Below are 24,705 nucleotides of genomic sequence, written 5' to 3'. Positions count from 1 at the left end.
ATCGGCACACTGTTGAGTTCTCAAAGAACACGCACACATCATCACGCTTCGGACTGATGTCCGACCCGCTCTGAGGCAACTGTTCCAGCCTACTTCCTCATCCTCACGAACGCAAGTCCGTGTGGTTTTCGGAACCAGGGGCGGCTCGAAACCTTACCAGAAGGTTTGTGGCCATCAAATTCGCAGGCGCCTTCGTCCAACCTCGTTGTCCCGTTCCTCTCGGCCCGGGTCGGTGTCCGTGTCGCTCTGACCTGGAATAAGTTACGCGAACATGTCCGAGAACACCAAATCGCCAGGTCAAGGACTGTTTTGGTCACCTGGTGCCCGTCACGAGAGGGGTAGGGCCACCCCTCCATCGTGGTGCTCGTCGCGTCCGCTCACGGATCCCCCTACTTCTCGAGTAACGTTCACCGTTGAGCTGAGCGAGGAAGGGTGCCGTGACGTCGACGGGGAACATGGTGGGGTTGTTCGCCGGTATCGGCGGACTGGAGCTCGGACTCGGGCGACACGGGTGGAACACCGAACTCCTCTGCGAGATCGAGCCGGGTGCTCAGGCAGTACTACGCACGCGCTTCCCCGACGTTCCGCTCCATCCGGACGTCACGCGTCTCCGCTCTCTTCCCCGCGATACGGAACTGGTCGCCGCAGGTTTCCCGTGCCAGGACCTCTCCCAGGCCGGACGCACGGCCGGCATCACGGGATCGAAGTCCGGGCTCGTCGACGAAGTGTTCCGTCTCGTGAAGCGTAAGAACGGCCCGCGCTGGCTCGTCGTCGAGAACGTTCCCTTCATGCTGCAGCTCGGCCGCGGTGCGGCGATGCGTCACATCACCGACGCTCTCGAGGAGCTCGGCTACATGTGGGCCTACCGCGTCGTCGATGCCCGCGCCTTCGGTCTCCCCCAGCGTCGGCACCGCGTCCTGATGGTTGCCTCTCGTACCGACGATCCCCGCACGGTGTTGTTCGGCCAGGACGCCGGCATGCCCATGGAGGGCAATCCCGATCTGTTCCCCTGCGGCTTCTACTGGACCGAGGGGGTGCGCGGTCTCGGATGGGCAGTCAACGCCGTGCCCACGCTCAAGGGCGGTTCGACGCTCGGTATCGCCAGCCCTCCGGCCGTGCGACTGCCGTCCGGTGAGATCGTCACCCCCGGCCTGACCGACGCGGAGAGACTCCAGGGCTTCGACGCCGACTGGACCGCACCTGCCGTCGAGGCCCCCGGCGTCCGCGCCGGACACCGGTGGCGTCTGGTCGGCAATGCGGTCAGCGTGCGGATGGCGTCGTGGGTGGGCCACCGTCTGAACAACCCCATCGCGTACAGCTCCGACCACGAGACCCCGCTGCTTCCGGGCGACACCTGGCCGACCGCCGCGTGGGGCGCCCGCGGACAGGCGTTCCGCGTGCACGAGTCGCAGTGGCCCGTTCAAGCTCCCTACGAGGACCTCGGCGGTTTCCTCCTCGACGCCCGTCTGCTGTCGGCGCGGGCGACGGCAGGATTCCTCCGACGCGCACGCTCCGGCAACCTGCGCTTCCTGCCCGGATTCCTCGAGGACGTCGAGAACCACCTCGAACGCATGGGTGGCTTCCCGCGAGTGGCGGCCTGAAAGCCACTGTGATGGTGTCGTCGGATCGGCCCGGGACGGATCCGCGTACGAGTGCGCGGATGAGCCGGCAACGCCGACGCGACACCGTTCCCGAAGTGGCGTTACGTAAGGAACTGCATCGCCGGGGGCGGCGGTTCTTCGTCGACCGCGCTCCTCTGCCGGGGATGCGACGCCGGGCCGACCTCGTCTTCCCTCGTCGTCGGGTCGCGGTCTACGTGGACGGCTGCTTCTGGCACAGCTGCCCGCAGCATGCGACGTTCCCGAAGAACAACGCCGAGTGGTGGGTGGCCAAGCTCGCTGCCAACGTGCAGCGCGATCGGGACACCGATGCGCGCCTGCAGGCCGCGGGCTGGACGGTGGTGCGGGTGTGGGAGCACGAGGATCCCGTCGTCGCCGCGACGCGCGTGGAGGATGCTCTGTCGGCTCCGCCGGACACGGATGCGGGGCCGGCGCAGGGGTGATCCCCCGCACCGGCCCTGGCACCGATCCGATCAGCCCTTCGTGAGCTGGGCGTACCTGGCGACGTGCTGTTCGGCGGTGCCGAACTCGTACTCGATCGCGGTCAGTCGCTTGAAGTAGTGCCCGACGGCGAGCTCCTCCGTCATACCCATGCCGCCGTGGAGTTGGACGGCGTTCTGGCCGACGAAGCGTGCCGCACGGCTGATCGTCGCCTTCGCGGCCGAGACCGCGCGTGCCCGCGTGGCGTCGTCGCTGTCGAGATGAAGAACGGCCAGGTAGGCGGCGGACACCGCCTGCTCGACCTCCATGTACATATCGACCATGCGGTGCTGGAGCGCCTGGAAGCTGCCGATGGGCTGACCGAACTGCTGGCGCTGCTTGGCGTACTCGACGGTGTCGGCGAGCACCTTGCGCATCAGACCCACGGCTTCGGAGGACACGGCGGCGGTCGCCTCGTCGACGCCGCGCGAGACGGACGGCCATGCGTTGCCCTCCTCGCCGAGCAGCGAGTCGGCGGGCAGTCGCAGACCCGAGAAGACGATGTCGGAAGCGCGTCGGTCGTCGATCGTGCGGTAGGAGTGGATCTCCACACCGCTCGGCGGGTTCGCGGGGTCGAAGTCGACGAGGAACAGCGAGATGCCGTCGGTGTCGGTGCGCTCGCCCGACGTGCGGGCGGTGACGAGCAGATGCGTCGCGAGCGGAGCGCTGGTGACGACGATCTTCTCACCGTCGACGACCCACTCGTCGCCCTCGCGACGCGCGGTGGTGGACACGTCGTGGAAGACGTATCCGGAGGTGGGTTCGGTCGCGGCGAACGCCGTGACGGCTTCACCGGCAGCGATCGCCTCGAGGACGGACCGGGCTCGATCGACCCCTGCACGACCGAGCAGCCCGCCCCCGAGGACGACCGTGTCGACGTACGGTTCGATGACGAGTGCGTGCCCGAGTGCCTCGGACACCACCATCAACTCGACCGGTCCGCCGCCCATCCCCCCCACCTCTTCCGGAAGCGTGGCCCCGAGGATTCCGAGATCCTCGGCGAATGCCCGCCACACCTCCGGTTGCCAACCATCGCCGGTGGTCGCGACCTTCCGACTTTGCGCCAGGTCGTAGCGACCGGCGAGGAACTTGGTGACCGAATCACGAAGGAGCTCCTGCTCCTTGCTCAAACCGAAGTCCATCAGAGCCCCAATGCTGCTTTGGCGAGAATATTTCGCTGGATCTCGTTGCTGCCGGCGTAGATCGACCCGGCACGGTCGTTGAAGTAACGCAGCGGCGCGACGGCCTGCCACTCCTCACCGCTGACGTAACCGTCGGCGGGCGGCACGTAGTCGGCCACCGGACCACCGGGCGCGGTGATGTGCGGCTGGTAGACCCGACCACGCGGACCGGCTGCCTCGAGGGCCAGCTGGGTGATCGTCTGGCTGAGTTCGGTGCCCAGGATCTTGAGCATCGACGATGCAGGACCGGGGTTCTTGCCCGCGGACAGCGCTGCGAGAGTGCGGTATTCGAGGATCTCGAGTACTTCGGTGCGGATACGCGCCTCGGCGAGCTTGGCGGAGAACGCCGGATCGTCGATGAGCCTGCCACCCGACGGACCGGGCTGTTCGGCGGCCGCCTCGGCGATCCGCTCGGCCATGACCTGCAGGGCCGGCGCTGCCGCCGCTCCCCCACGTTCGAAGACGAGCAGGTATTTCGCGACGGTCCAGCCGTCGTCGATCTTCCCGAGGACGTTCTTCTTCGGGACACGCACACCGTCGAAGAAGACCTGGTTCTGCACTTCCTCACCGGACGTCATGACCAGAGGGCGGATCTCGATGCCGGGCGAGGTCATGTCGATGAGCAGGAAGGTGATGCCCTGCTGCTTGCGGCCCGTCTTCGACGTGCGCACGAGCGCGAACATCCAGTTCGCCTCGGTGGCGTGCGTGGTCCAGATCTTGCTGCCGGTGACGATCAGGTCGTCGCCGTCGTCGACCGCCGCCATGCTGAGCGACGCGAGGTCGGAGCCGGCCTCGGGCTCGGAGTAACCCTGACAGAAGAAGACCTCGCCCGTGAGGATCCGGGGCAGGAAGTAGCTCTTCTGCTCCTCGGTGCCGTAGGCGACGATCGCGTGCGCGACCATGCGGATGCCCATCGGCGACAGGTTCGGGGCGCCCGCGAGGATCGACTCGCGGCTGAAGATGTAGTGCTGCGTCTGCGTCCAGTCGCATCCGCCGTACTCGACCGGCCAGGCCGGCGCCGCCCAACCACGCTCATGGAGGATGCGCTGCCACTCCATGCTCGCTTCGTGGTCGGAGTACACGCTCGTCGCGAGTCGGCCGGCCCGCCGCAGTTCGGGCGTCAGCTTCTCCTCGAGAAACGATCGCACCTCGTCTCTGAAGGCGGCGTCGGCCTCTGACCACGCAAGTTCCATGTCTTCTCCCCGGAGAGCGCGACCGCCGTTGCCGGACCATCGTGCGAATTGTCGTTAACTTTTTGAGAGTGGTACGAAATCTACTTCTACCCCAGCGGGCTCGTCAATAGACGGATATCACCTGCGGTACCGGCAGGATCTCCGACCGGGGACACGAACGATCGAGTCCCCGACTCCAGGTGGAGGGTCAGCTCGACACGAAGACGGAACGTTCACTCGTAGCGCAGGACCGGGGAGGGTGGCGTTCACCTCATGACTGCGGTCACACACTCTGATAGAACCTTGCTCTTGGGGATGTAAACGTCACGGAGGCACTGGGCAAGAATCTCCATCTGTTTGTTGGACCAGGACCGATCTTGCACACACCCTCCTGTAGTCCGGGGAAGTCACGTGACGCCCCTTGCGGAGTGAAGATAGCCACAAGATGTCGCTGAAGCCGGTCAGCAAGCCGTGTCGATTCTGTGTCGTGGCGACTCCGTAACCAGATACGAGAAAACCCTCACCGGAGTACCGGTGAGGGTTTTCGTGTGTGCGCCCGAAGGGATTCGAACCCCTAACCTTCTGATCCGTAGTCAGATGCTCTATCCGTTGAGCTACGGGCGCATGTGTATTCAATTGTCGTTGGTGACGCTACACCAACTGGCGGAGGCGAGAGGATTTGAACCTCCGGTCCCCGGTAAGGGGGACAACTCATTAGCAGTGAGTCCCATTCGGCCGCTCTGGCACGCCTCCTCGGGGATTCGATGCTCTCGAACCGCCGGATCGAAACATTACACATGCCCCCAGGGGAAACGCAAAACGCCTGTTCAGAGGCGTGTAGATGGACGGTCTCCCCCATCCTGCCGACCGGCGGTCTCACGACGAGGCGCATAATCGGCGCGTGACTCCACAGACCCGCCCCGACCTCGAATCGATCCCCGCCTACGTTCCGGGCCGCTCGTTCCCCGGTGCGGTGAAGCTCGCCAGCAACGAGACGACCATGGGTCCGCTCCCCAGCGTCCGGGAGGCGATCGCCGACGCTGCCGCCGGCCTCAACCGCTACCCCGACAACAGCGCGACGGAGCTCATCGCGGCACTGTCGGAACGACTCGGCGTCCCGACCGAGCAGATCGCCGTGGGCTGCGGATCGGTGAGCCTGTGCCAGGAGCTCGTGCAGATCACGTGCGATGCGGGCGACGAGGTGATCTTCGCGTGGCGGTCGTTCGAGGCGTACCCGATCATCGCGGCCGTCGCCGGCGCGACCGCCGTGCGCGTCCCGAACACCGCGGACCACGGTCACGACCTGAAGGCCATGCTCGCCGCGATCACCGACCGCACGCGGCTGATCTTCGTGTGCAATCCCAACAATCCCACCGGGTCGCTGCTGGGCAAGGAGGAGCTCGCGCAGTTCCTCGACGCCGTCCCCGAGCACATCGTCGTCGCCCTCGACGAGGCGTACTTCGAGTACGTCCGCCCCGAGCCCGGTGAGGATCTGGCCGACGGTCTCGAGCTCGCGGAGGGTCGCCGCAACGTCGTCGTGCTCCGCACCTTCTCCAAGGCCTACGGTCTCGCCGGTATCCGCGTCGGATACGCGGTCGCCGACCCGTCCGTCGTGACGGCGCTGAGCAAGGTCCACACCCCATTCTCCGTGAACTCGCTCGCCCAGACGGCTGCCGTGGCCTCGCTCGCCGCCGCGACCGAGTTGCTCGCGCGCACCGAGGGCGTCGTCGCCGAGCGGGAACGGGTCCACGCGGCACTCGTCGAGGCCGGCTACGAGGTGCCCACGAGTGCCGCGAACTTCCTCTGGCTGCCGCTGGGTGAACGCTCCGCCGCGTTCTTCGAAGCCGCAGCGGAGGCAGGCGTGGTGCTCCGCAACTTCACGGGCGAGGGCACCCGGGTGACGATCGGCGACCCGCATGAGAACGATCTCTTCCTCGACTTCGCAACCGGGCAGGGACGGGCACTCGCCGGCATCGGCTGATCCTGTGACGAGACCCAACCGTTATAGCTGGGTATCGGTGGCGTGATCCGGCCCTGACAGACTCGGGCGGTCGGATCGGGTCGGGTGGCGGAGGAACTGCATGGGGGCAGGCAAGGTGCGGCGCGCCCTGTCGACCTGCGCAGTCGTCGGCTCACTGGTCGCCTTCGGTGGTGCGGCACCTGCCGGAGCCGCGCCGACGAGCACAATCCCCTCGAACGCCGTCCCGCTCCGGGTGATCGCATTCGGCGACCTGCACGGAAATCTGCTGCCCCCGCAGGGACTGCACGGCGAGGTCGTCCGGTCGGACGGCGTCTCGGTCCCCGCGGGGGGTGCGGCCTATCTCGCCGCCTACGTCCGGCAGCTCAGGGAACAGGCCGACAACTCCGTGCTCTACGCCGTGGGCGACACGTGGGGTTCGTCGCCGCTCGAGTCGGGCCTGTTCCACGACGAGCCGACCATCGCCCTGCTCGACGAACTCGATCTCACCGCCGCGACCCTCGGCAACCACGAACTCGACCGCGGCTACGCCGAACTCGAGCGACTGCGGGACGGCGGTTGCCACCCGAAGGAAGGGTGCATCTACACCGAACCGTTCGAGGGCGCGAACTTCCCGATCCTCGGCGCCAACCTCACCACGACGGACGGCACACCGGCCGCACTCCCTTACAGCATCGACTACGTCGACGGACTGCCCGTGGGCGTCATCGGTGTCGTGCCGAGCAACACCCCCGACATCATCCGGCCCGACGCGATCGCGGGACTGCAGTTCGAGGACGAGATCGCCGCTGTCAACCGCACCGCCGACATCCTCGGTGCGCTCGGCGTGCGTTCGATCGTGGTGCTCTACAAGGGCGACATCGGGGCCATCGACGGCGACGATCCGTGTCCGAGCGGGGACGACGGAGCGGCGGCGATCGCGACGTCCGTCTCCCCCGACGTGGACCTCATCGTCACCTCCGACGGCGACCGGCACTTCAACTGCACCTACACCGACCCGGCGGGCAGGCCGCGCACCGTCGTGCAGGGTGCTTCGCACGGGCGCATCCTGTCGGTCGCCGACCTCGTCGTCGACCGGCAGAGCCGGGAGGTGCTGCGCGACCGAACCGTCGTGTTCACGCAGGTCGTCACGCACGACATCGATCCGGATCCGACCACTCTCGAGTTCGTCGACCGGGCAGTCGAGAAGTCGGCGGAGGTCGCGAACCGGTCCATCGCGCGCATCGGCGCCGACGTCACGCGCAGCGAGAGCCCGAGCGGAGAGTCGGCGCTGGGCAATCTGGTGGCCGACGCACAACTCGCGGCGACGCGGCATCTCGGCGCGCAGATCGCGCTGATGAACCCCGGCGGACTCCGCGGCGACCTCCTCGCCGGCGACGGCACCGTCTCGTACCGGGAGACCTACGCCGTGCAGCCCTTCGGGAGCATGCTGCAGGTGCTCGACCTCACCGGAGCCCAACTCGACGTGCTGCTCGAGCAGCAGTTTCAGGACAGCCCGGTCGGCTCGGAGGTCGAACGCATCCTGGCGCCCTCGCACAATCTGACCTACACGCTCGACCGCCTGGCGCCGCGCGGCGAACGGATCCGTTCGATCACGATCGACGGCGAGGCCGTCGACCCCGAGCGTGTGTACAAGGTCGTGATGAACAACTTCCTGGCCGGCGGCGGAGACGGTTTCACCGTGTGTACGGAAGCGCACGGACTGGTCGGCGCGGGCAAGGATCTCGACGCCCTCAACAACTATCTGGCGACCCGCTCACGCGTGGAGCCGCCGGCCGTCGACCGCATCCGCCTCCACTGAGACGGTGCCGTCGACGCGCGATCAGCGGAGTCGGAGTGCGTCGGCGAGGGTCGGCCACGCGGCCTTGATGTCGTCCTGCCAGTAGCCCCACGAATGCGTGCCCCACGGGCGGTAGACGACCTGCGCGGGGATACCGAGTTCGCGGAGGCGACGGTCGTAGGTGACGGTGCACACGAAGGTGCCGATCTCGAGCGGCGCGCCGACGGTGAGCACGTCCTGACCGGCGCCGAGATCGTGCGGGCCGAGCAGGCCGTTGCCGGTGCTGAGGAAGACCTCCTTGCCGCGCAGCTTCTCGGCGTGCAGGTAGGAGTCGTGCTCCTCCCATCGGGCGTCGTCGGGCGGTCCCCACATGTTGTCGGGGTTGCCGCCCTTGTACGCGACGGTTCCGCGGACGGTGTCGCGGGAGCGGTCGCTGGAGGTGTCGTAGCAACCGCTGAGCGCCGCGACTCCCTGGTAGAGGTCGGGATTGCGGGTGATCAGGGACATCGCCCCGGTGGCGCCCATCGACAGGCCCGCGACGGCGTTGGTGCCGTTGCCGTCGAACTCGGCGTCGATCAGCGGGGGTAGTTCCTCAGTCAGGAAGGTCTCCCACTTGTTGATCCCGAGCACGGGGTCGGGGTTGTTCCAGTCGGTGTAGTAGCTCGCGGTGCCACCCACGGGAAGGACGACGTTGGTGTTCTTGTCGGCGAAGAACTCCGCGATGTCGGTGCGTTGGGTCCACGTGCTCTCGCGGAATTCGGACTCCTCGCCGGCGCTGACGCCGTCGAGCAGGTAGAGGGTGGGGCGCGGCCCCGCCGAGGCCGGGTGCAGCACCTGCACCGGCACGACCCGGTTCATCGCGGCCGAGTGGACGAACAGCTTCGTCTGCCTGTCGCCGACCCGCTCGACATGGTCGATCCTGGCCGACACCGGCTGCACGTGCGCCGGTTGTGCATGGATCGGTTGGGCATGGGCGATCGTCGTGCCGGAGACCGGCACCATCAGGGCCACCGCTACAGCCGCCGCGCGTCTCTTCACCATCGAACTCCCCGTCCCCCGACGACCTGCAGTGATCTCACAGTCACTATCTGTACCCGGTCAAGCGGACCTGCACGCGACCCTAATATTCACGCTCCTATTCGTGACGAATCGGAGGATCCACGGCCGCGTCGCCCCCGCCGGGCGGCGGGAGCGACGCGTGGGAGAGCTGTGTCGGTCAGCGGAGGTGGTGCACCTCCTGCAACCCGTAGACCGGGGTCGGGAGGCCCTCGTAACGCGCCTTGAGTTGCAGCGCCAAGTAGAGCGAGTAGTGCCGCGACTGGTGCAGGTTGCCGCCGTGGAACCACAGGCCCTCCTGCTGCGTGGGCTTCCACATGTTGCGCTGCTCACCCTCCCAGGGGCCGGGGTCCTTGGTGGTGTCGGAGCCCAGGCCCCAGCACTTGCCCACCTTGTCGGCGACCTCCTGCGAGATCAGGTCGGCGACCCAGCCGTTCATCGAGCCGTAGCCGGTCGCGTAGACGACGAGATCGGCCTCGAGTTCGGTGCCGTCCTCGAGGATCACCGACGTCTCGGTGAGTTCGCGGACGTTGCCGTGGGCGAGCTTGATGTCGCCGTTCGCGACGAGTTCCGAGGCACCGACATCGATGTAGTAGCCGGATGCGCGACGCAGGTACTTCATGAACAGGCCCGAACCGTCGTCACCCCAGTCGTGCTGGAAGCCCGCCTTCTCGAGCCGGTCGTAGAACTCGGCGTCGCGTTCGCGGATCTTCTCGTAGATGGGGATCTGGAACTCGTGCATGATCCGGTACGGCAGGGACGCGAAGGTCAGGTCGGCCTTCTGGGTGGTGACGCCGGCGGCGAGGGCCCGCTCGGAGTACAGGTCGCCGAGACCGAGATCCATCAGCGAATCGGACCGGACGATGTGCGTCGACGAGCGCTGCACCATGGTGACGTCGGCGCCCACCTCCCACAGGGCACCGCAGATGTCGTGGGCACTGTTGTTGGCACCGATCACGACGGCCTTCTTGCCGGCGTAGGCGTCCGGACCCGGGTGGGCGCTGGAGTGGTGCTGCTCGCCGCGGAACAGGTCCATGCCGGGGAAGTCGGGGATGTTCGGCTTACCCGACATGCCGGTCGCGATGACGAGCTGCTTCGGCCGGAGGACCACCGGTTCGCCGTCGCGCAGGACGTTGACGGTCCATTCGCCCGTTGCCTCGTCGTAGCTCGCGGAGGTGCACTCCGACTTCGACCAGTAGGGGACCTCCATCACCTTCGTGTACATCTCGAGCCAGTCCGCGATCTTGTCCTTGGGCGCGAAGACCGGCCAGTTGTCGGGGAACGGCATGTACGGCAGGTGGTCGTACCAGACGGGGTCGTGCAGACACAGCGACTTGTAGCGGCTGCGCCACTGGTCGCCGGGACGGTCGTGCTTGTCGAGCACGATTGCGGGAACACCGAGCTGACGCAGGCGCGCACCGAGCGCGATACCGCCCTGACCACCACCGATGATCACGATGTAGGGCTGACGCGTGTAACCGAGTTCGCGTTCCTCGATCTCGCGCTGCTCCGACCACGTGACCCTCTGCTTGTCGGCGCCGTGCTTCGTGCCGCGGGGACGACGCGTGCCCTTGTTCTCCTCGTATCCCTTCAGCTCCTGCATCGTGGTCAGCAGCGTGAAGGCGCGGTCCTGGCCGCTCTCCTCGTCGCGCTTGAGACGCAGGTGGCCGACGCCGCGACCGACCGCGGTCTCGAACGCGATCCAGGCGCTGAGTACGCCGTCGTCGTCGCTCGCTGGTTCGGTGGTGCGGAAGCCGCTGGGATCGGTGTCGGCGAGTCGCGCGTGCAGCATGTCCGAGACGCCCTCGCGTCCCTCGACGGTCTTGAGGTTCCAGGTGAAGGCGACCAGGTCGCGCCAGAAGGAATCGGTGCCGAACAGGCCCGCAGCGGCGTCGACATCGCGCTGTGCGAGGGCGGTTTCGAAAGCTCGCAACCAGGCGTCGACGCGTTCGTCGGGCGTCGCGGTGCCGGAGGTCGTGGGCTTGTCGAGGGTGTCGGTCATGGTGAGTCCTTTCCCGTGGTGATGTGATCCAGGACACTCCCCGCGGCCGGTTCCCCGCAAGCGTTGCGTCACGTTGCACGGCGCCCCACTTGTGGCGCAGCACACATTTGCCACCTATGCTCCGAGGACGACGACGAAGAGGAGACCGTGACCACGTTCAGCGCGATCGCGCCCGGCACCGACCTGTCGCGCTACGCGCGCGAGTTGACGCGGATGCACGACGCGGTCATCGGCGGCGCCCGGTCACCCATGCGACCCCGTCCGCTCGTGTCCCGTTCGTGGCAGCGCGTGCTCGACGCGGGCCTCGATCCCACCGGCACCAACGAACGCAGCCGGCTGCCCGTCGCGGAGATCGAGCGACGTCGCCGCGCGTCCGCCCTCTCCGCGGTGATCGGCGATCTCGAGCAGGTCATCACACCCGTCGCCGACGCCTCGCATCTGCTGCTGGTGGTGACCGACGCCGACGGCGTGATCCTCTGGCGCAGCGGTTCGGCACCGATCCGGTCACGCGCCGACGCCCTCGGTTTCCAGGAGGGAACTGTGTGGACGGAGTCGACCGTCGGCACGAACGCCATCGGCACGGCGCTCGCGGAGGCCGCGCCCGTGCAGTTGTTCTCGGGTGAACACTTCGAGACGACCCAGCATCCCTGGTACTGCACCGCTGCGCCGATCCACGATCCGATCCGCGGCGACCTGCTGGGCATCGTCGACGTCAGCGGTCCCGCGCTGACCCTGCACCCGGCCATCATCGCCCTCGTCGACACCGCCGTCCGGCTCGCCGAAGCACAACTGTGGCGACGGCACGAGGTGCGACTCGAACGGCTGCGCACCGAGGCTGCTCCGTTGCTGTCGTCGACGCGGGGACCGGTGCTGCTCGTCGACGAGGACGGTTGGGTCGCGCACGCCTCCGGTATCGCCGCCGAGCGGGTCGCGGTTCCGCGGCACGCACGCCCACTGACAGTTCCCGGTATGGGACTGTGTGTGCCCGAGCGGCTTTCGCACGGCTGGCTGATCCGCGGCGCGGCCTCGTCGTCGCGCATGCGGATGGTGCTGCACGTGTCGTCGTCGCCCACAGTGGAGGTCTTCGGGGACGACGACTCGTGGCACAGCATCGTCACCGCACGCCAGGCCGAGATCCTGCTGTTGCTGCACGAGCGCGGCCCGGACGGCATGACGGTCGCAGCGCTCAGCCGGGCCCTCTACGGGGACGACGACCATGCCGTGTCGGTCCGCGCCGAGGTGTCGCGACTGCGACGCGCGATCGGGGACGTGATCGAGAGCAAGCCCTACCGGCTCGCCACCACCGTCGACCTGTCGCTGGATCTCGGTGCGGACGAACGCCTCGCCGACTCCGAGTTCGTCCGCCGGTCGGGGGCGCCGGGGGTGCGGGCACTCGGCGTCTACCGCTGACACGGCCGGGGGCATGTTTCCGCCCCTCGGGGACCGGGAACGCACCAGTGAACCCAAGTCGCCGAACATGCTGGAGACACAATGACCGTTCTCGTCGTCACGGACAGCCCCGAAGGTCCGGCACAGAAGATCGCCCGGCTCGTCGCCGACGCGCTGGGAGAGCGGGACATCGACGTCACCGTCGGTGACACCTCCGATCTCGAGCGGTCGGAAGAGTTCGAGGGCGTCGTCTTCGGAGGCGAGGTCGACGCCGGCGAGTACTCGCCCGACACCGTCGAACTGTTGTCGTCGCGGGCCTCCGGGCTGAGTCAGCAGCTCGTGTGGTTGTTCGCGGTGGGCGACGAAAGCACCGAGGACACAACGGATCTGGTGTCCGAACTCGCCGCGCTCGACTACCGGTCGTTCAGTCCGTCCGCAGGCGAGGACGAGGTGCGGTCGTGGGCCGCCTTCATCGCCGACGAGATCGACGGACACAGCTGAACCCGCACGTTCACCCGAGCGAAGGGCCACCATGCTCCACACGGATGTCGCACCGGGCGTGCATCGCCTCGCGCACGCCGACGTCAACGTCTACCTGATCGAGGACGACGCCGGAGTGACCGTCGTCGACACGGGACTACCCGCGACCGCTGGTCGCATCGAAGAGGCGATCTCACGCATCGGTCGCCGGATCGACGACGTGCAGGGAGTCGTCCTCACGCACGCCCACTTCGATCACGTCGGGTCGGCGAAGCGGCTGCGTGAACGGTGGCGGGTTCCGGTATGGGCGCATCGCGACGAGAAGTTCCTCGCCGCCCACCCCTATCGCTACCAGCACGAACGCAACCGGCTGCTCTATCCCGTTCGATATCCCGCCTGCATCCCCGTTCTCGCCCGGATGACCGTGGCCGGTGCGCTGTGGGTGCGCGGGGTCCACGACGTGACGCTCTTCCAGGACTCCCAACCGCTCGACCTGCCGGGCCGCCCCGTCCCCCTGCACACACCCGGCCACACCTACGGGCACTGTGCGCTGCATCTCCCGGACCGCGACACCGTGATCGTCGGCGACGCCATCGTCACCCTCGATCCGTACACGGGCAGGCACGGTCCGCAGATCGTCTCGGGTGCGGCGACCGCCGACAGCAGGACGGCCCTCGCCTCGCTGGCGGCCATCGCCGGCACCGGCGCGAAGCACGTCCTCGTCGGCCACGGTGAGCCCTGGCACGACGGTGCGGCCGCGGCCGTGGAACGAGCAGTGTCCGCCGGACCGAGCTGACAGATGTGATCGGTCCACGGGAACCGGGGACATGCCCGCACGGCGCGGGCACACCGGCCGCATGAATGCTCTCGGTGCCACTCTTCTGACCGGCGTCGCCGACCCGAAGCTCGAGGCTTTCTCACGGTTCGACGGAAGCTGGGGACGAGGGGCGCACCTGGATCCTCGAGGAGAAGATGGTCGCCACCCGGCGGTAGAAACGAGAAGAGGCTCCGACTCCCTGACGGGTTCCGGAACCTCTTCCGTGGCGGAAGCGGAGGGATTTGAACTCTCCCGAACCTCCAGGTCACCGAGCCGAAAACCTCACTACCTGCGATTTCGCCGCTTTCGAGACCCTGCCGAATCACACCGAATCAACGGCAGGTGTGCCCAAAATGTGCCCACACCGACTACTGCGAACGGGAAGCGGCCCACTCGACGTAGTCACACGCAAACGGCGCCAGCGCGAAGTACGTGGGTTCAGCACCGCCTGCACTCGTTTGCAGGACCCCGCCAACTAGGTTCGGGTTCTGAATTGCACCCTTGTGTTCCTGAGGGATCTTCCGTCCCTTGCGAGCCGTCACTACGTTCCGCACGTGTTCAGGCAGATCCGTCCACCACCGATCCATTTTCTCCTTCAGTAGAGCGATCAGATCGGCCTTGCTGGGCGAAAGCCTGAAGCCGTCAGGCCCTTCCTCCGAAGCCACCCAGTAGGAGGCGTACACCGAGCCTCCGCTGTGCACGAGCTCTGGAACATACTCGGCCGGAATCACCCCGTGAGGGTCCTCAAGTAAGGCGTGGCGAACGGTCGGGGAAAGACCCGACCAGGCGAACCCAATCTCTTTATCACTCATACGGCGCAACGTACCCGGAGGTACGAGATTTTGCGCCGCATGACCGCAGCGTCGATCCTGTGGCGCTCTGTATCGCACACAGACAAAGCAGCGGCGGATGCACTACCCCTACCCGTCTGCTTCCAGGGTCGGGTTGTCTGCCCAGGTGCGATACAACTTGTGGATTCCGCCCGTCGCTAGGAGTCGGTCCTTGTAGTCGTCACACGCGGGTGTCGCACCCATCTCGATACACCCTTCAATCACCTCTTCTAGAACGGCTCGCCCACTCGGGATATGCGCAGCCAAGTCGAAGGAAGGATGGATGTGCGGACGTCGCTCGGGACTGTTTCCCTTGGGGTGCCAATGCCACCTAATTTCGTGGCCGGCATCTAGTACCACCTTGTATAGGTACTCTCGGGTGGACACTCGGTACCGCTCGCCCGTCACATCGAAGTGCTCATCGCTCGTTTCAACCAACTCATAGCGCTGGGAAGCCCAGAACCTGCCGAAGCCTCTTAGGGTCATCCCCTCCGGCCCGTTGAGCGTCCAGGCTCCAAAGTCGCCGACCCGGCGCACTTGCCCAGATGTATAGATCTTGGCGACGCCTGCGAAACAAGAAACTGCCTGTTGGATCGGTCCTATATAGGCGCGGAGCGCATCTGGCACGGTCCGCCCCGGCATGCGCGTTACTCCGCGGCGTTACGGGCAAACGGGAGTGCTATGGCCACCTCTGCGAGGCCTGGGATGCTGTCCCAGTCAACTCCCTCGAACTCTCCGGTATCCCACCGGCGCAGAAACTCAGTACCGGTGATGCTCATGTACGCCTGCGCAATCCGGTCAAAAAGGTCAGCCGAATCATGGGAATCCAAGACGACCACCTCGCTGTGCGAATCACTGATGACAGCCATGTCTCCCACCCTTCTCCATTACGCGTGTCCTCGGCCTACCTGACCGATTATCCACAGTGAACATCTTGTATACCTGGGATTACTCATGATGGCATCCACCGCCGACAACTTTTCAATGAGGGGGGTCGCCGTCACCTAATCCATCGACACTCCCCCACGCCGTCGGCGGCGTTCCTCCGCCGCAGCAGCCGGCGAAAAACCCGGCATACCCTGCGCCCACTCATCACGCCGCTGTTTCCACTCCAACCACTCAGCGCGAATCGAAGCCTGCACCAGCTCGTCGTTGTGGACGCCACGACCGAACGCCAACACCCAATCCGGCCACTGCTCCGGCGACACGAACCGGGAAGGCCGGCCAACCGAACGCGCCATCAGTTCGCCGCCCGATGCCAACGAGCCTGAGCCGCCCTCTGATGCCGCTTCGACTTCGACGGACCCACCTCATCCGGGGCCAACCGGTCCAGCAGCTGCACCACCAGGCGGTCGAGAGCACGGATCTCAGCGGAGAACTTCACCACCTTATTGCCGTTCGGGTCCTCGGCTTTCAGCTCCGAGGCGAGCAACCTCCGCAGGTCCTCCGCCCGATCCACCGTCAGACCGGCACGCTCGAGCGCGGCCTCCTCCGCTTCGCTCCACACGAGCTGTTCGCCACGCTCCTGCGAAGCACGCTCCAACGCAGCGTTCTGCGCGGCCACCAGGCGCTTGCCCGCCGCGGTCCTCGGTTGCCTCATCCTGGGAGTCCTTTCCATCGTTGTGGGATTCGTGTTGCATTGCAGCGACAGCGAGCCGCAAAGCCGTAGGGTGTCCGCTGCGGTGCCGTCAGGACCCCCCGGGTGGGGGGCGTCAGATCAGTCCTGGATGCTGCCCGCGGCGGTGGTTGCCGCGTCGGGCGCGTCGAGTTTGTTCTCTGGTGTAGTGGTCGTGGCAGCGGCCGCACAGGGATCGCAGGTTCTCGAGGTCGTCTGTTCCGCCGTCGTTTTTGCTGATGATGTGATCGACTTCTACGGCGGGCGCGGTGCAGTCGACACAGCGGTTCCCGTCTCGGGTGAGTGCTCGTTGGCGTTGGTTGCGCCATTGGCGGGTTGATCCGCTGGCCCATGATTTGCTCATCGTGCCTCGTTGTCGTCGTTGTTGTGGGTGGGCCGTCCAGTCAGGAGACGGCCCACCCGGTTTCCCACGCTGGCGACCGGTGCGTGGGAGGTGTGTGGGGTTAGAGCCCGACGCTCATGCGCCTGCGGTTGGCGGCGCGGGCGTTCTCCTGCTCGGCTCGGTATGCCTCTTGTCGCTGCTGCAGGAGTTGGGTGAGTTCGGTTTCGGTGGGTAGCCACGGGGTGTTGCCGGCGCGGATCGCTGCGAGGTAGGTGTCGACATCGCGGGTGTCTGCGGTGGGCAGATCAGGGTTGCGCCAGTCGCGGGCTGCGACGTTGGTCAGGTTGTACAGGGCTCGGTGCAGCTCGTGTGCCTTGCGGATGGTGTCGAGATGCAGTGGTGCTTGGGCGAGCTTGGTTGCGTCGTCGGTGCGGCGTGCCCGCAACAGCTTCTCCACGGTGTCGTGCGGGGTGACCTGTGTAGCGAGTGTGGTGAGTTCTTCCACGGCCGGGTCGAACCATACGCGGCGTACCTCTCGGAGGATGTCGTCGGCGTGCTGGTGTGCGACCGCGACATAGGCGGTGGTGGCTGCTTCCACTGCTGCGGAGTACACGCGGTGTTTTTCGTTGATGGTGACGAGTTCGGCCCATGCGGTGGCTTTGATGTTGTTGCCGTCGAGCAGGTCCGAGACGATGCGGTTGCGGAGCTGGTCGGGGGTGTCGAGTTCGCTGGTGTCGGTGGCGAGCTGTGTGAGGCGGTCTCGTGCTTCGGTGAGGGGCGCGGGGATGCGTCCACCGTCGTGTTCGAGCTTGCTGAGGGTGCGGTCGAGTAGGTTCTGCTGTCCGCGGGTCAGTCCGTTACTCACTGCTGGGTCTCCGTTCGCTGGAATCCGAGGATGGCGGCGGCTCGGGCCTGCTCGTCGTCGGTGGGTGCGGTGTAGCCAGCGTTGTGGTTGCGGGCTTCGCTGATGGTGGAGGCGAGCTCGTCGTCGGTCATGGCGGCGAGCATGTCGAGTAGTTCGTGCCGTGTGGGTTTCATGCGGCCCGTCCTTTCAGGTGTTCGGTGACGGCGGTGCGTGGGATGAGCCAGCGGCCTGCGTGGAGGTGTCCGTCGAGTTGGGGTGCGAGGCGCCGTGCTTGGCGTTGGCTGCATCCGAGCATTCGTGCCGTCTCCTGTACGTCGATCAGTTCGGTTGAAGTGTGTTGTGCGCGTGTGGGTTCGGTGTCCGTGGTTCCGGGTTCGGTCACGGCTGCTGCGAGTTCGGCGAGTTCTCGGGGGACGGGGTAGCCGTTGCGGTGCCGGGCTGCGATGGCGACTCGTACGGCGTACCGCACGGCGTTGAGTGCGTCTCCGGTGAGGAGGACGACTCCGGGGGCGAGGTGTTGCACGGTCATGCTCGGCCTTCCCGTAGTTGTTCGGCGGCGTCGACGAGCTGGTCTGCGAGGGCGATCGCTTCGGATGACCTCATGGCGATGGAGACTCCGCTGAACTCGAAGAGCACCGGGAAGGGTGTTCCCGGGTTGGCGGTCACTCGTGCCTTGCTGCGGTGGACGACGAGTCTCATACTGCGGGGGTGTCCTTTCGTCCGGGGCGGCCGGGCAGGCCGTGGACCTTGCCGCCCCATATCCCGAGGGGATGGTCTTGTTCGCTTGCTGCGGTTCGGCACAGGCCCTGGACGGGGCAGCGGGTGCATTCGGTTCGTGCCCACGCCAGACGCGCCGACCGGGCCTCGGCGGTCTCGTCGTCGAGTTCGGCATCGAACAGCGGGGATCGGCCGGCGCATCTGGCACCGGTGAGACGTTCATCGACGAGGCTTGCGATGGGATCGGGGATCTGCGGAGATCGGGCGGTCCGCGTCATGCTGCGTCACCTCCAAACAGTTCGGTGCGATGGTTTGCGCGTCGTTCACAGTCGGGGTGCATGGCCATGCCGGTGGCTACTCCGTCGAGGGGAAAACCACACTCGGGGCACCCCGGAATTGCAGTCAGGTCGCCAGTGGGGCCATTCACGAATGTGTGGCCCGACTGCGAATCAGCCACAGTGGGGCCACACTGTTTCCGCAGGTCATCCCCAGTTGGGCCAGTGGGGCCAGTCGGGCCATGCATGAGATCTGACTGTTCGTCGTGGCCCGACTGTATGGGCAGTGCCCATCGGGTCGTTCTCGGGAATCCTTCGGTCGTGTAGACGACACCGAGTTCCTTCGCGGCGCGCTTGAGTGTGCGTTCGGCGATGCCGGCCTTTCGGGCGTCGTTCTTCACGTCCTTGCCGGGGGTGCGACCGTGCTCGGTGAGGTAGTCCTCGAGCCATGCCGCGGCTTCGCTGCGATCCTCGCGGTCGGTCCCGTCCGGCTCGGCGAGTAGTTCTCGGGCGTCACGATTGGTTTCCCCCAGCCAGTGCAGCGCGCCGACTTCGGTGTCCCCGTCCTCGGTCGTGATGGTCGTCGAGACAATCTCAGCTTCCATCGATCGGGTGCGCGGCGCGAGGTTGCCCTTGGTGTTGGTGACGACGAGGTTGCCGGTCTCGTCGTCCTTGGCGACCGAGAGCACCGAGCGAGCCACCTGAGACCAGGCGATCGATCCGAGGATGAGTTTTCCGGTGTCGGCCCCGTCCCTCTTCCCGAAGTGGCACAGCCCGAACACCACGCAGCCCTGCCGGGAAGCGAGCTGCGCGAGTGGTTCGAGGTACTGCCGGACCGCGCGGTCGTCCTTGCCGGACAGTTCCGAGGACATGCTCGAGGTGGCGGCGTCGAGGACCACGAATGCCACCTGGTGCTGCGCGATGACCTTTTCGAGCGCGAGGGTGTCGAGCGGCAGGATCAGTGTTCCCGAGTCGGTGTGTGAGGTCTCCACGTCGACGAACAGCACCCGCTCCATGTCGGCCCCGGCGGCTTTGAGTCGCGGGGCGACGGTGAACTCTCGCGAGTCCTCAGAGTGCACGTAGAGCACGTTTCGGGGTGTGCCGTGCAACTCCCCCTCGAGCTGGCCGCGGGTGACCTGAGCACAGATCTGAGCGGCGATGGTGGACTTACCGAGCCCTTCGCGGCCGGCAAGCAGGGTGAGGGACCCGGCGGGAATCCAATGCTCCATGACCCACTTGACGCGCTGCATCTTCACGTCGGCTCCGCGGGTGACTTTCAGTCGGCGTCCGGCGTTGCCGTCCAGGTCGACAACCACGAGCTCGTCGAGTCCGTATCCGGCTGCGATGTGGTCGGCGGCGTCCTTCCCCGATGCCGCCTGCGTCACCACCACACCCGCGGCGATCGGTTCCACGATCTCGTGCACCTGCATCGCGTGCTTGCGGCCGGGTTCGTCGTCGTCGGCGACGATCACCACGGTGTGACCGGTCAGCGGTGCCCAGTCGAACAGGCGAGCCTTTCCAGCGCCCATAGCCGAGCACACGGCGACACCACCGACGGATTCGATGGCCTGTACGTCCTTCTCGCCTTCGACGACGTAGACGGGTGTGCCGGTGGCGAGCTGGTCCAAGTTTTCGACGCGGTAGAGGTCTCGACCCTTGGTGTTTCCGGCCTGCCGGAACTTCTTGCGGCCGTTGTCGTCGTAGGTGCGGTGTACGGTGCGGCCGTCCCGGTAGGTGTAGCTGGCGCCGGCGGTGTCGTCGAACAGGTCCCGCATGGTCAGCCCTACTGCGTCGAGTACGGACTGTTTGTCGTCGGCGTGGCTGTTCATCAGTACCTGGTCGGAGATCTGCCGGAAGGTCACCGACCGATCTGTCGGCGAGTGTCCGGGGGCCTGAGCGGATGCGGTGTCGCCGGGGCCGTCCTTCCAGATGAGTCCCTGGTCGCGCCAGCGGTCGCGGAGGCGATCGAGTGCCCTCATGCGGCCTCACCGTCGATCCGGGCGTTAGTGCGGCGCCAAACCCGTGCGGGGGCATCCCAATCGCCGTCTGCAGCACGTGGGCCGTACCCGTGGAATTCGATGTATCCGCGACGGTTCAGCTCTCGCACGAGGGCTCCCAGGCGGCACGGCTTGTCATTCGCGTGCGGCGGCAGGTAGAGCGCCATCTGTGCGGCTGTGAACGTCGTTCCGGAAGGTTGGTGTGCGATCCACTGCTGTGCCACGGCGAGCAGGTCGCGGTGGGCTGCGTTGAATGCGCTGTCTGGTCCGTCCGCGCTAGAGTTGTTGTGACGCATGGCGTTGCGTCGTCCTTTCGTTTCTGCGCGGCCGGGGAGTTTGTCGACTCCCCGGCCGCATCGGGAAGATTTCTTTGGTTCCCATTTCGCAGAGGTGCGGGGATGTGCGAATCGGGACAGCGGGTTACGTCACGGGATGCGTCTCCTGCCTGTGTGGAGCGCTTCGGTGAGGTGGTCGCGTTCGAGGTGGGGGCGTCGGCGCATCGCAGTCGAGGCGTCCTCTCCGAACCCGTCACGGTCAGTGGCCTGCCGGTCGACGATGTGCGCGAGGATCAGGGCGATGTTCTCGGCGAAGAGGGCGACGACGAGGAAGAGTTCGAGGTCGGTCACTGTCCGGCCTCCGTGATGTACTGGTACGCCGTCGTGATCGCGTTCGTCACCTGTTGGAAGTCCTCGAGCTGGTCGGGGAGGATGCACAGGTCGTGGAACATTTCGCCGCCCTGCATCCCGGTCGAGTCGATGGTGATTTCGACTTCGCTGTGAGGCCGGCCCTGTTCGATGCTGTCGTGTCGCCACACTTGGGCGGTGAACACGCCGCGGGTGACCTCGGCGAGAAGGAAGTTGTGCCCGTCGCGCCAATCGGCATCGGGTCCGAGGGTTTCGAGATTCTGGTAAACCGTGGGGATCGGATCGACGAGGATTCCTTCGGGTGCGTAGTCGATGGTGTCGGCCGCGGGTTCGTCCTCGGGCACCGGCTGGTCGGATCGAAGGATTTGGTACTCGACTTCGAGGCCGACTGTGGTGGTCATGCGTACGTAGTCGCCGGTGGTGACGGTGTATTCGATTGCGTCCCATCCGAACCGTCGGGTCACGTCGGCGTTGATCAAGGCGATCGCGCCGGAGAAGTCCTGGGCGTGAGCGACGATCTGCTGTAGCCCGGCGACGATCAGGCGCACCATGTAGCTCTGGGGGTCGGTAGACTGCATGTCAGAATCTCCTGCTTCCTGGTTGGTGGATTCGTTGCCCTCGATGCCCTGGCCGGCATCGGGGGCGTTCTCATTCGGTCGCTCGGTGTAGTCGTGTTCGACTCCGAGCAAGTGGTGTAGGCGACGGGGGTAATCGCACCTGACACAGGTCGGTTCGGCGCCGAAGTAGCCGGCCATCATGCAGCACCGGGACGATCGTCGGTGCGCTGCATGAGATTCGCCTCGGTCCAGGCGTAGACATCCGCCCAGCGGTAGAGAACGCGGCGACCGTGCTTCACGAACTTCGGGCCGATACCGCGATAGCGGTCGTTGGCAAGCTTCGCTGTAGTGGTCCGCAGATATCCGGCGACTTCCTCGGCCGTGGCGAGCGGTGATTCTGTCATCTTCCTCGGTCCTCCTCGTCTCTGATTGGGTGATTTATCACCCGCGCATTCCGTTGTACAGTGAGTGAGCGCGATATGCAAGACCCAGTCACGACAGAGTGTTGAAAAACCCGCTCACAACGAGGCACGCTTAGCGAATGCCGAAGATCAGTAAGAGGTCGACACCCATGCCAAACCACGAGGTCGCACCGGGACTACTCGGCTACGAAGAACTCGAGGTCACCTCGGGGCCAGACGACGGGCTGGCTTATAACGTGACCGCAAGAATTGAGCCGAACGGCGGAAAGTACGTCGTCACAAGACTCGTCGCAGAGCAGCTGCCCGATGGTCCACCGATCCAACGGGGAGAACTTGCGAAGATCTCGATGGAGCCGTTCATCCGAGAAGCGGCGCGAGAGATCAGCGTTGCCACGGGCGAGAACACCAGCCGGCCAATCGCAAGCGCACCCGAGTTCTGGGACCGCATCGAACTCGACAAGACGATCACAGACGAAGACCTTCCCCAGCTCGCAGCGCTGTACCGATGGATTCGGCTGCAGGACGGTCGGCCGACGACTGTGATGTCACGCGACTTCGCCGTATCCCCTGCCACCGTGCGCCGGTGGCTCGTTCGGGCGGTCGAGGCTGGATATCTCACTCAGGACGAACGGACCAAGTAATCGATGGCGACGATTGAGTCCTACGACACCGCGGCCGGCAAGCGGTACATGGTTCGCTTCCGCACGCCCGATCGCGTCCAGTCGAAGAAACGCGGCTTCAGGACGAAGCGGGACGCCGAACGGTTCGCGGCCACCGTGGAGGTCGAGAAGATGCGCGGCGAGTACGTGCCGCCGTCCCTCGGCCGCATCACCGTCGGCGAGCTGGCGCCGGAGTGGCTGGCGCGCAAGAAGGTCGACACGAAAGCCTCGACGTACAACGCAATCGATTCATCGTGGCGTACGCACGTCGAACCGCGGTGGTCGTCCACACGGATCGCTGACATCAAGCTCGGCACGGTCGAACGGTGGATCGCCGACATGGGGCGCGACGAGCTCGACGACGACGGAGAGATCGCCGTGAAGGGATCCGGGGCCACCGTGGTGATCCGTGCATACGGGGTCCTCGCGGGGATCCTCGACGACGCGGTGAAGAACGGGCGGATCGTGAAGAACCCGGCCCGCGGAGTCGAGAACCTGCCACGGAAGTCGAAGCGCCGACACAAGTACCTCACGGCCGACGACGTGGCGTCGCTGGCACACGAGGCCGGCCGAAACAGTGCGCTCGTCCTGGTGCTCGCCTACTGCGGACTTCGGTGGGGTGAGGCGATCGGGCTACGGGTACGGGACATCGACTTCCTGCGGCGGCGCCTCACCGTGCACGAGAACGCAGTCCAGGTCAGAACGAAGCACGTCGTCGGCACCACGAAGGGCGACAAGGTCCGATCCGTGCCGGTGCCGGCCTTTGTCCTCGACGAGCTGGCGAAACAGTGCGAGGGACGCGGCCGCGACGATCTCGTCTTCCCGGGCCGTGACGGAAAGCACATGCGTCGACCGGTCAGCCACAGCGGATGGTTCGAGCTGGCAGTGAAGCGCGCGGGAATCGAACGCGTGACTCCGCACGATCTACGGCACACAGCGGCATCTCTGGCTGTCGCGGCCGGAGTGAACGTGAAGGCCCTCCAGCGGATGCTTGGGCACGCCTCGGCAGCGATGACACTCGACACGTACAGCGACCTGTTCGACGAGGATCTGGACGCCGTTGCGGTCGTGCTCGATCACGCCTACTCGACAGCCGGTGTGCCCAAAATGTGCCCACCAGGCACTGACGAGCACGCCCCTCGGACACAAAAAAGCTCCTCACCTGCGTGAACAAGTGAGGAGCTTCGGCGGAAGCGGAGGGATTTGAACCCCCGTTGGTGTTACCCAAGCTCGCTTTCAAGGCGAGTGCATTCGGCCGCTCTGCCACGCTTCCGTGGCAGATCCTAACCGCTCCGCGCAAGCAGGGCATAACCGATTCGCGACCTCAGCGGTCGGCCAGAGTGTGCTCGACGCGCGCGAAGACCCGCGCCAGCATGTCGAGCTCGTCGGCCGACAGCAGGTCGATGAGGTAGTTGCGCACGTCGTCGACGTGGGTGGGGGCGGCCTCCGCCAGACGCCGCCTGCCTTCGTCGGTGATGGTGGCGAGCACACCGCGACCGTCGTCGGGGCACGAGCTGCGCACGACCATCTTCTCCTGCTCCATCCGCCGGATCTGATGGGTGAGCCGGCTGCGTGAGGAGAGCACGCCGTCGGCGAGATCGCTCATGCGCAGGGCGCCCTCGGGGGCTTCGGAGAGCATGACCAGGATCCGATATTCCGCCAGCGACAGGTCGTGTCGGTCGTTGAGAGACCGACTGAGGGCGCTCATGAGACGGTTGTTGCCGTCCATGTAGAGACGCCAGGCCTCCTGCTCCTTTGCGGTCAGCCACTTGGGTTCGTCTCGTTCGCTGGTCACGCCGGGAGTGTAATGCCGACGGCCCGATCCGG

General features: G+C 66.1%; 27 protein-coding genes and 3 tRNA genes. 9 read left to right on the top strand and 21 right to left on the bottom strand.

Annotated features, from left to right (window positions below):
* The first annotated feature begins 455 nt into the window (after positions 1-455).
* Positions 456-1,601 carry a DNA cytosine methyltransferase gene (locus tag QR64_RS07345; protein ID WP_024102730.1) on the top strand — a complete coding sequence of 382 codons (1,146 nt, stop codon included), beginning with the start codon at positions 456-458 and terminating at the stop codon, positions 1,599-1,601.
* An 11-nt stretch (positions 1,602-1,612) separates the two neighbouring features.
* Complete coding sequence (locus QR64_RS07340) at positions 1,613-2,062, top strand: very short patch repair endonuclease (protein ID WP_039584732.1); 450 nt, start codon at positions 1,613-1,615, stop codon at positions 2,060-2,062.
* A 30-nt stretch (positions 2,063-2,092) separates the two neighbouring features.
* Here QR64_RS07340 and QR64_RS07335 read toward each other — a convergent pair whose 3' ends face one another.
* The 4 genes from QR64_RS07335 to QR64_RS07320 all read right to left on the bottom strand — a co-directional run bounded on the left by QR64_RS07335 (position 2,093) and on the right by QR64_RS07320 (position 5,205).
* Positions 2,093-3,241, bottom strand: coding sequence for an acyl-CoA dehydrogenase family protein (locus QR64_RS07335; protein ID WP_039584731.1), 1,149 nt, complete (start codon positions 3,239-3,241; stop codon positions 2,093-2,095).
* On the bottom strand, positions 3,241-4,473 hold the full coding sequence (locus QR64_RS07330) for an acyl-CoA dehydrogenase family protein (protein WP_039584730.1): 1,233 nt from the start codon (positions 4,471-4,473) through the stop codon (positions 3,241-3,243). Before QR64_RS07330 ends, QR64_RS07335 begins: the two co-directional genes overlap by 1 nt.
* Before the next feature lie 530 nt (positions 4,474-5,003).
* A tRNA-Arg gene (locus QR64_RS07325) sits at positions 5,004-5,076 on the bottom strand.
* 37 nt (positions 5,077-5,113) lie between these two features.
* Positions 5,114-5,205: transfer RNA gene (locus tag QR64_RS07320), tRNA-Ser, on the bottom strand.
* Positions 5,206-5,353: 148 nt separating this feature from the next.
* Here QR64_RS07320 and hisC point away from each other — a divergent pair.
* Both hisC and QR64_RS07310 read left to right on the top strand, forming a co-directional pair.
* The gene (gene hisC, locus QR64_RS07315; RefSeq protein ID WP_039584728.1) at positions 5,354-6,433 is read left to right on the top strand and encodes a histidinol-phosphate transaminase; all 1,080 of its coding nucleotides are present in this window, start codon (positions 5,354-5,356) and stop codon (positions 6,431-6,433) included.
* 100 nt (positions 6,434-6,533) lie between these two features.
* Positions 6,534-8,231, top strand: coding sequence for a bifunctional metallophosphatase/5'-nucleotidase (locus QR64_RS07310; RefSeq protein WP_039584727.1), 1,698 nt, complete (start codon positions 6,534-6,536; stop codon positions 8,229-8,231).
* Positions 8,232-8,252: 21 nt separating this feature from the next.
* Here QR64_RS07310 and QR64_RS07305 read toward each other — a convergent pair whose 3' ends face one another.
* Positions 8,253-9,251, bottom strand: a complete 999-nt coding sequence (locus QR64_RS07305) for an alpha/beta hydrolase (protein ID WP_039584726.1) — start codon at positions 9,249-9,251, stop codon at positions 8,253-8,255.
* 175 nt (positions 9,252-9,426) lie between these two features.
* Complete coding sequence (locus QR64_RS07300) at positions 9,427-11,268, bottom strand: NAD(P)/FAD-dependent oxidoreductase (RefSeq protein ID WP_039584725.1); 1,842 nt, start codon at positions 11,266-11,268, stop codon at positions 9,427-9,429.
* Between the two features lie 147 nt (positions 11,269-11,415).
* On the opposite strand from QR64_RS07300, the gene QR64_RS07295 reads away from it, so the two are divergent.
* The 3 genes from QR64_RS07295 (at position 11,416) to QR64_RS07285 (ending at position 13,933) form a co-directional block, all read left to right on the top strand.
* On the top strand, positions 11,416-12,678 hold the full coding sequence (locus tag QR64_RS07295) for a helix-turn-helix domain-containing protein (protein WP_019290322.1): 1,263 nt from the start codon (positions 11,416-11,418) through the stop codon (positions 12,676-12,678).
* An 81-nt stretch (positions 12,679-12,759) separates the two neighbouring features.
* Complete coding sequence (locus QR64_RS07290) at positions 12,760-13,158, top strand: flavodoxin domain-containing protein (RefSeq protein ID WP_006553498.1); 399 nt, start codon at positions 12,760-12,762, stop codon at positions 13,156-13,158.
* 31 nt (positions 13,159-13,189) lie between these two features.
* Complete coding sequence (locus tag QR64_RS07285) at positions 13,190-13,933, top strand: MBL fold metallo-hydrolase (protein ID WP_039584724.1); 744 nt, start codon at positions 13,190-13,192, stop codon at positions 13,931-13,933.
* A 389-nt stretch (positions 13,934-14,322) separates the two neighbouring features.
* Here QR64_RS07285 and QR64_RS26805 read toward each other — a convergent pair whose 3' ends face one another.
* From QR64_RS26805 to QR64_RS07220, 13 genes are all read right to left on the bottom strand, one after another.
* Positions 14,323-14,766: a hypothetical protein gene (locus QR64_RS26805; RefSeq protein ID WP_039584722.1), complete on the bottom strand. Its 444-nt coding sequence runs from the start codon at positions 14,764-14,766 to the stop codon at positions 14,323-14,325.
* Between the two features lie 665 nt (positions 14,767-15,431).
* Positions 15,432-15,653 (bottom strand): hypothetical protein, encoded by a 222-nt coding sequence (locus tag QR64_RS07270; protein ID WP_039584720.1) that lies wholly within the window; start codon positions 15,651-15,653, stop codon positions 15,432-15,434.
* A gap of 371 nt (positions 15,654-16,024) precedes the next feature.
* Positions 16,025-16,384: a hypothetical protein gene (locus tag QR64_RS07265; protein ID WP_039584719.1), complete on the bottom strand. Its 360-nt coding sequence runs from the start codon at positions 16,382-16,384 to the stop codon at positions 16,025-16,027.
* Positions 16,385-16,496: 112 nt separating this feature from the next.
* Positions 16,497-16,763, bottom strand: coding sequence for an HNH endonuclease (locus QR64_RS25685; protein WP_084222299.1), 267 nt, complete (start codon positions 16,761-16,763; stop codon positions 16,497-16,499).
* A gap of 100 nt (positions 16,764-16,863) precedes the next feature.
* Positions 16,864-17,607, bottom strand: a complete 744-nt coding sequence (locus QR64_RS07255; protein ID WP_039584718.1) for a hypothetical protein — start codon at positions 17,605-17,607, stop codon at positions 16,864-16,866.
* The gene (locus QR64_RS26800; protein WP_153811626.1) at positions 17,604-17,780 is read right to left on the bottom strand and encodes a hypothetical protein; all 177 of its coding nucleotides are present in this window, start codon (positions 17,778-17,780) and stop codon (positions 17,604-17,606) included. The genes QR64_RS07255 and QR64_RS26800 overlap by 4 nt, the downstream gene beginning before the upstream one ends.
* Positions 17,777-18,136 carry a helix-turn-helix domain-containing protein gene (locus tag QR64_RS07250; RefSeq protein WP_039584717.1) on the bottom strand — a complete coding sequence of 120 codons (360 nt, stop codon included), beginning with the start codon at positions 18,134-18,136 and terminating at the stop codon, positions 17,777-17,779. The genes QR64_RS26800 and QR64_RS07250 overlap by 4 nt, the downstream gene beginning before the upstream one ends.
* The gene (locus QR64_RS26795; protein ID WP_153811625.1) at positions 18,133-18,306 is read right to left on the bottom strand and encodes a hypothetical protein; all 174 of its coding nucleotides are present in this window, start codon (positions 18,304-18,306) and stop codon (positions 18,133-18,135) included. Before QR64_RS26795 ends, QR64_RS07250 begins: the two co-directional genes overlap by 4 nt.
* Positions 18,303-18,602 (bottom strand): WhiB family transcriptional regulator, encoded by a 300-nt coding sequence (locus QR64_RS07245; RefSeq protein ID WP_052227231.1) that lies wholly within the window; start codon positions 18,600-18,602, stop codon positions 18,303-18,305. Before QR64_RS07245 ends, QR64_RS26795 begins: the two co-directional genes overlap by 4 nt.
* Positions 18,599-20,578, bottom strand: coding sequence for an AAA family ATPase (locus QR64_RS07240; RefSeq protein WP_039584716.1), 1,980 nt, complete (start codon positions 20,576-20,578; stop codon positions 18,599-18,601). Before QR64_RS07240 ends, QR64_RS07245 begins: the two co-directional genes overlap by 4 nt.
* Before the next feature lie 443 nt (positions 20,579-21,021).
* Positions 21,022-21,222, bottom strand: a complete 201-nt coding sequence (locus QR64_RS07230) for a hypothetical protein (RefSeq protein WP_039584714.1) — start codon at positions 21,220-21,222, stop codon at positions 21,022-21,024.
* Complete coding sequence (locus QR64_RS27640; RefSeq protein WP_235367042.1) at positions 21,219-21,818, bottom strand: hypothetical protein; 600 nt, start codon at positions 21,816-21,818, stop codon at positions 21,219-21,221. The genes QR64_RS07230 and QR64_RS27640 overlap by 4 nt, the downstream gene beginning before the upstream one ends.
* A 176-nt stretch (positions 21,819-21,994) precedes the next feature.
* Complete coding sequence (locus tag QR64_RS07220; protein WP_006553486.1) at positions 21,995-22,201, bottom strand: hypothetical protein; 207 nt, start codon at positions 22,199-22,201, stop codon at positions 21,995-21,997.
* A gap of 137 nt (positions 22,202-22,338) precedes the next feature.
* Here QR64_RS07220 and QR64_RS26480 point away from each other — a divergent pair, with 137 nt between their 5' ends.
* Positions 22,339-22,860 (top strand): hypothetical protein, encoded by a 522-nt coding sequence (locus QR64_RS26480; RefSeq protein WP_006553485.1) that lies wholly within the window; start codon positions 22,339-22,341, stop codon positions 22,858-22,860.
* Positions 22,861-22,863: 3 nt separating this feature from the next.
* Positions 22,864-24,048 carry a tyrosine-type recombinase/integrase gene (locus QR64_RS07210; RefSeq protein WP_039584710.1) on the top strand — a complete coding sequence of 395 codons (1,185 nt, stop codon included), beginning with the start codon at positions 22,864-22,866 and terminating at the stop codon, positions 24,046-24,048.
* Between the two features lie 18 nt (positions 24,049-24,066).
* Here QR64_RS07210 and QR64_RS07205 read toward each other — a convergent pair.
* Together QR64_RS07205 and QR64_RS07200 are read right to left on the bottom strand one after the other, a co-directional pair.
* A tRNA-Ser gene (locus tag QR64_RS07205) sits at positions 24,067-24,151 on the bottom strand.
* 51 nt (positions 24,152-24,202) lie between these two features.
* On the bottom strand, positions 24,203-24,673 hold the full coding sequence (locus QR64_RS07200; RefSeq protein ID WP_006553483.1) for a MarR family winged helix-turn-helix transcriptional regulator: 471 nt from the start codon (positions 24,671-24,673) through the stop codon (positions 24,203-24,205).
* Between the last annotated feature and the right edge of the window lie 32 nt (positions 24,674-24,705).

Source organism: Rhodococcus sp. Chr-9 (assembly GCF_000801125.1).
GTDB classification, from domain to species: Bacteria; Actinomycetota; Actinomycetes; order Mycobacteriales; family Mycobacteriaceae; genus Rhodococcus; species Rhodococcus pyridinivorans.
This window is presented reverse-complemented; position numbering and strand designations above follow the sequence as displayed.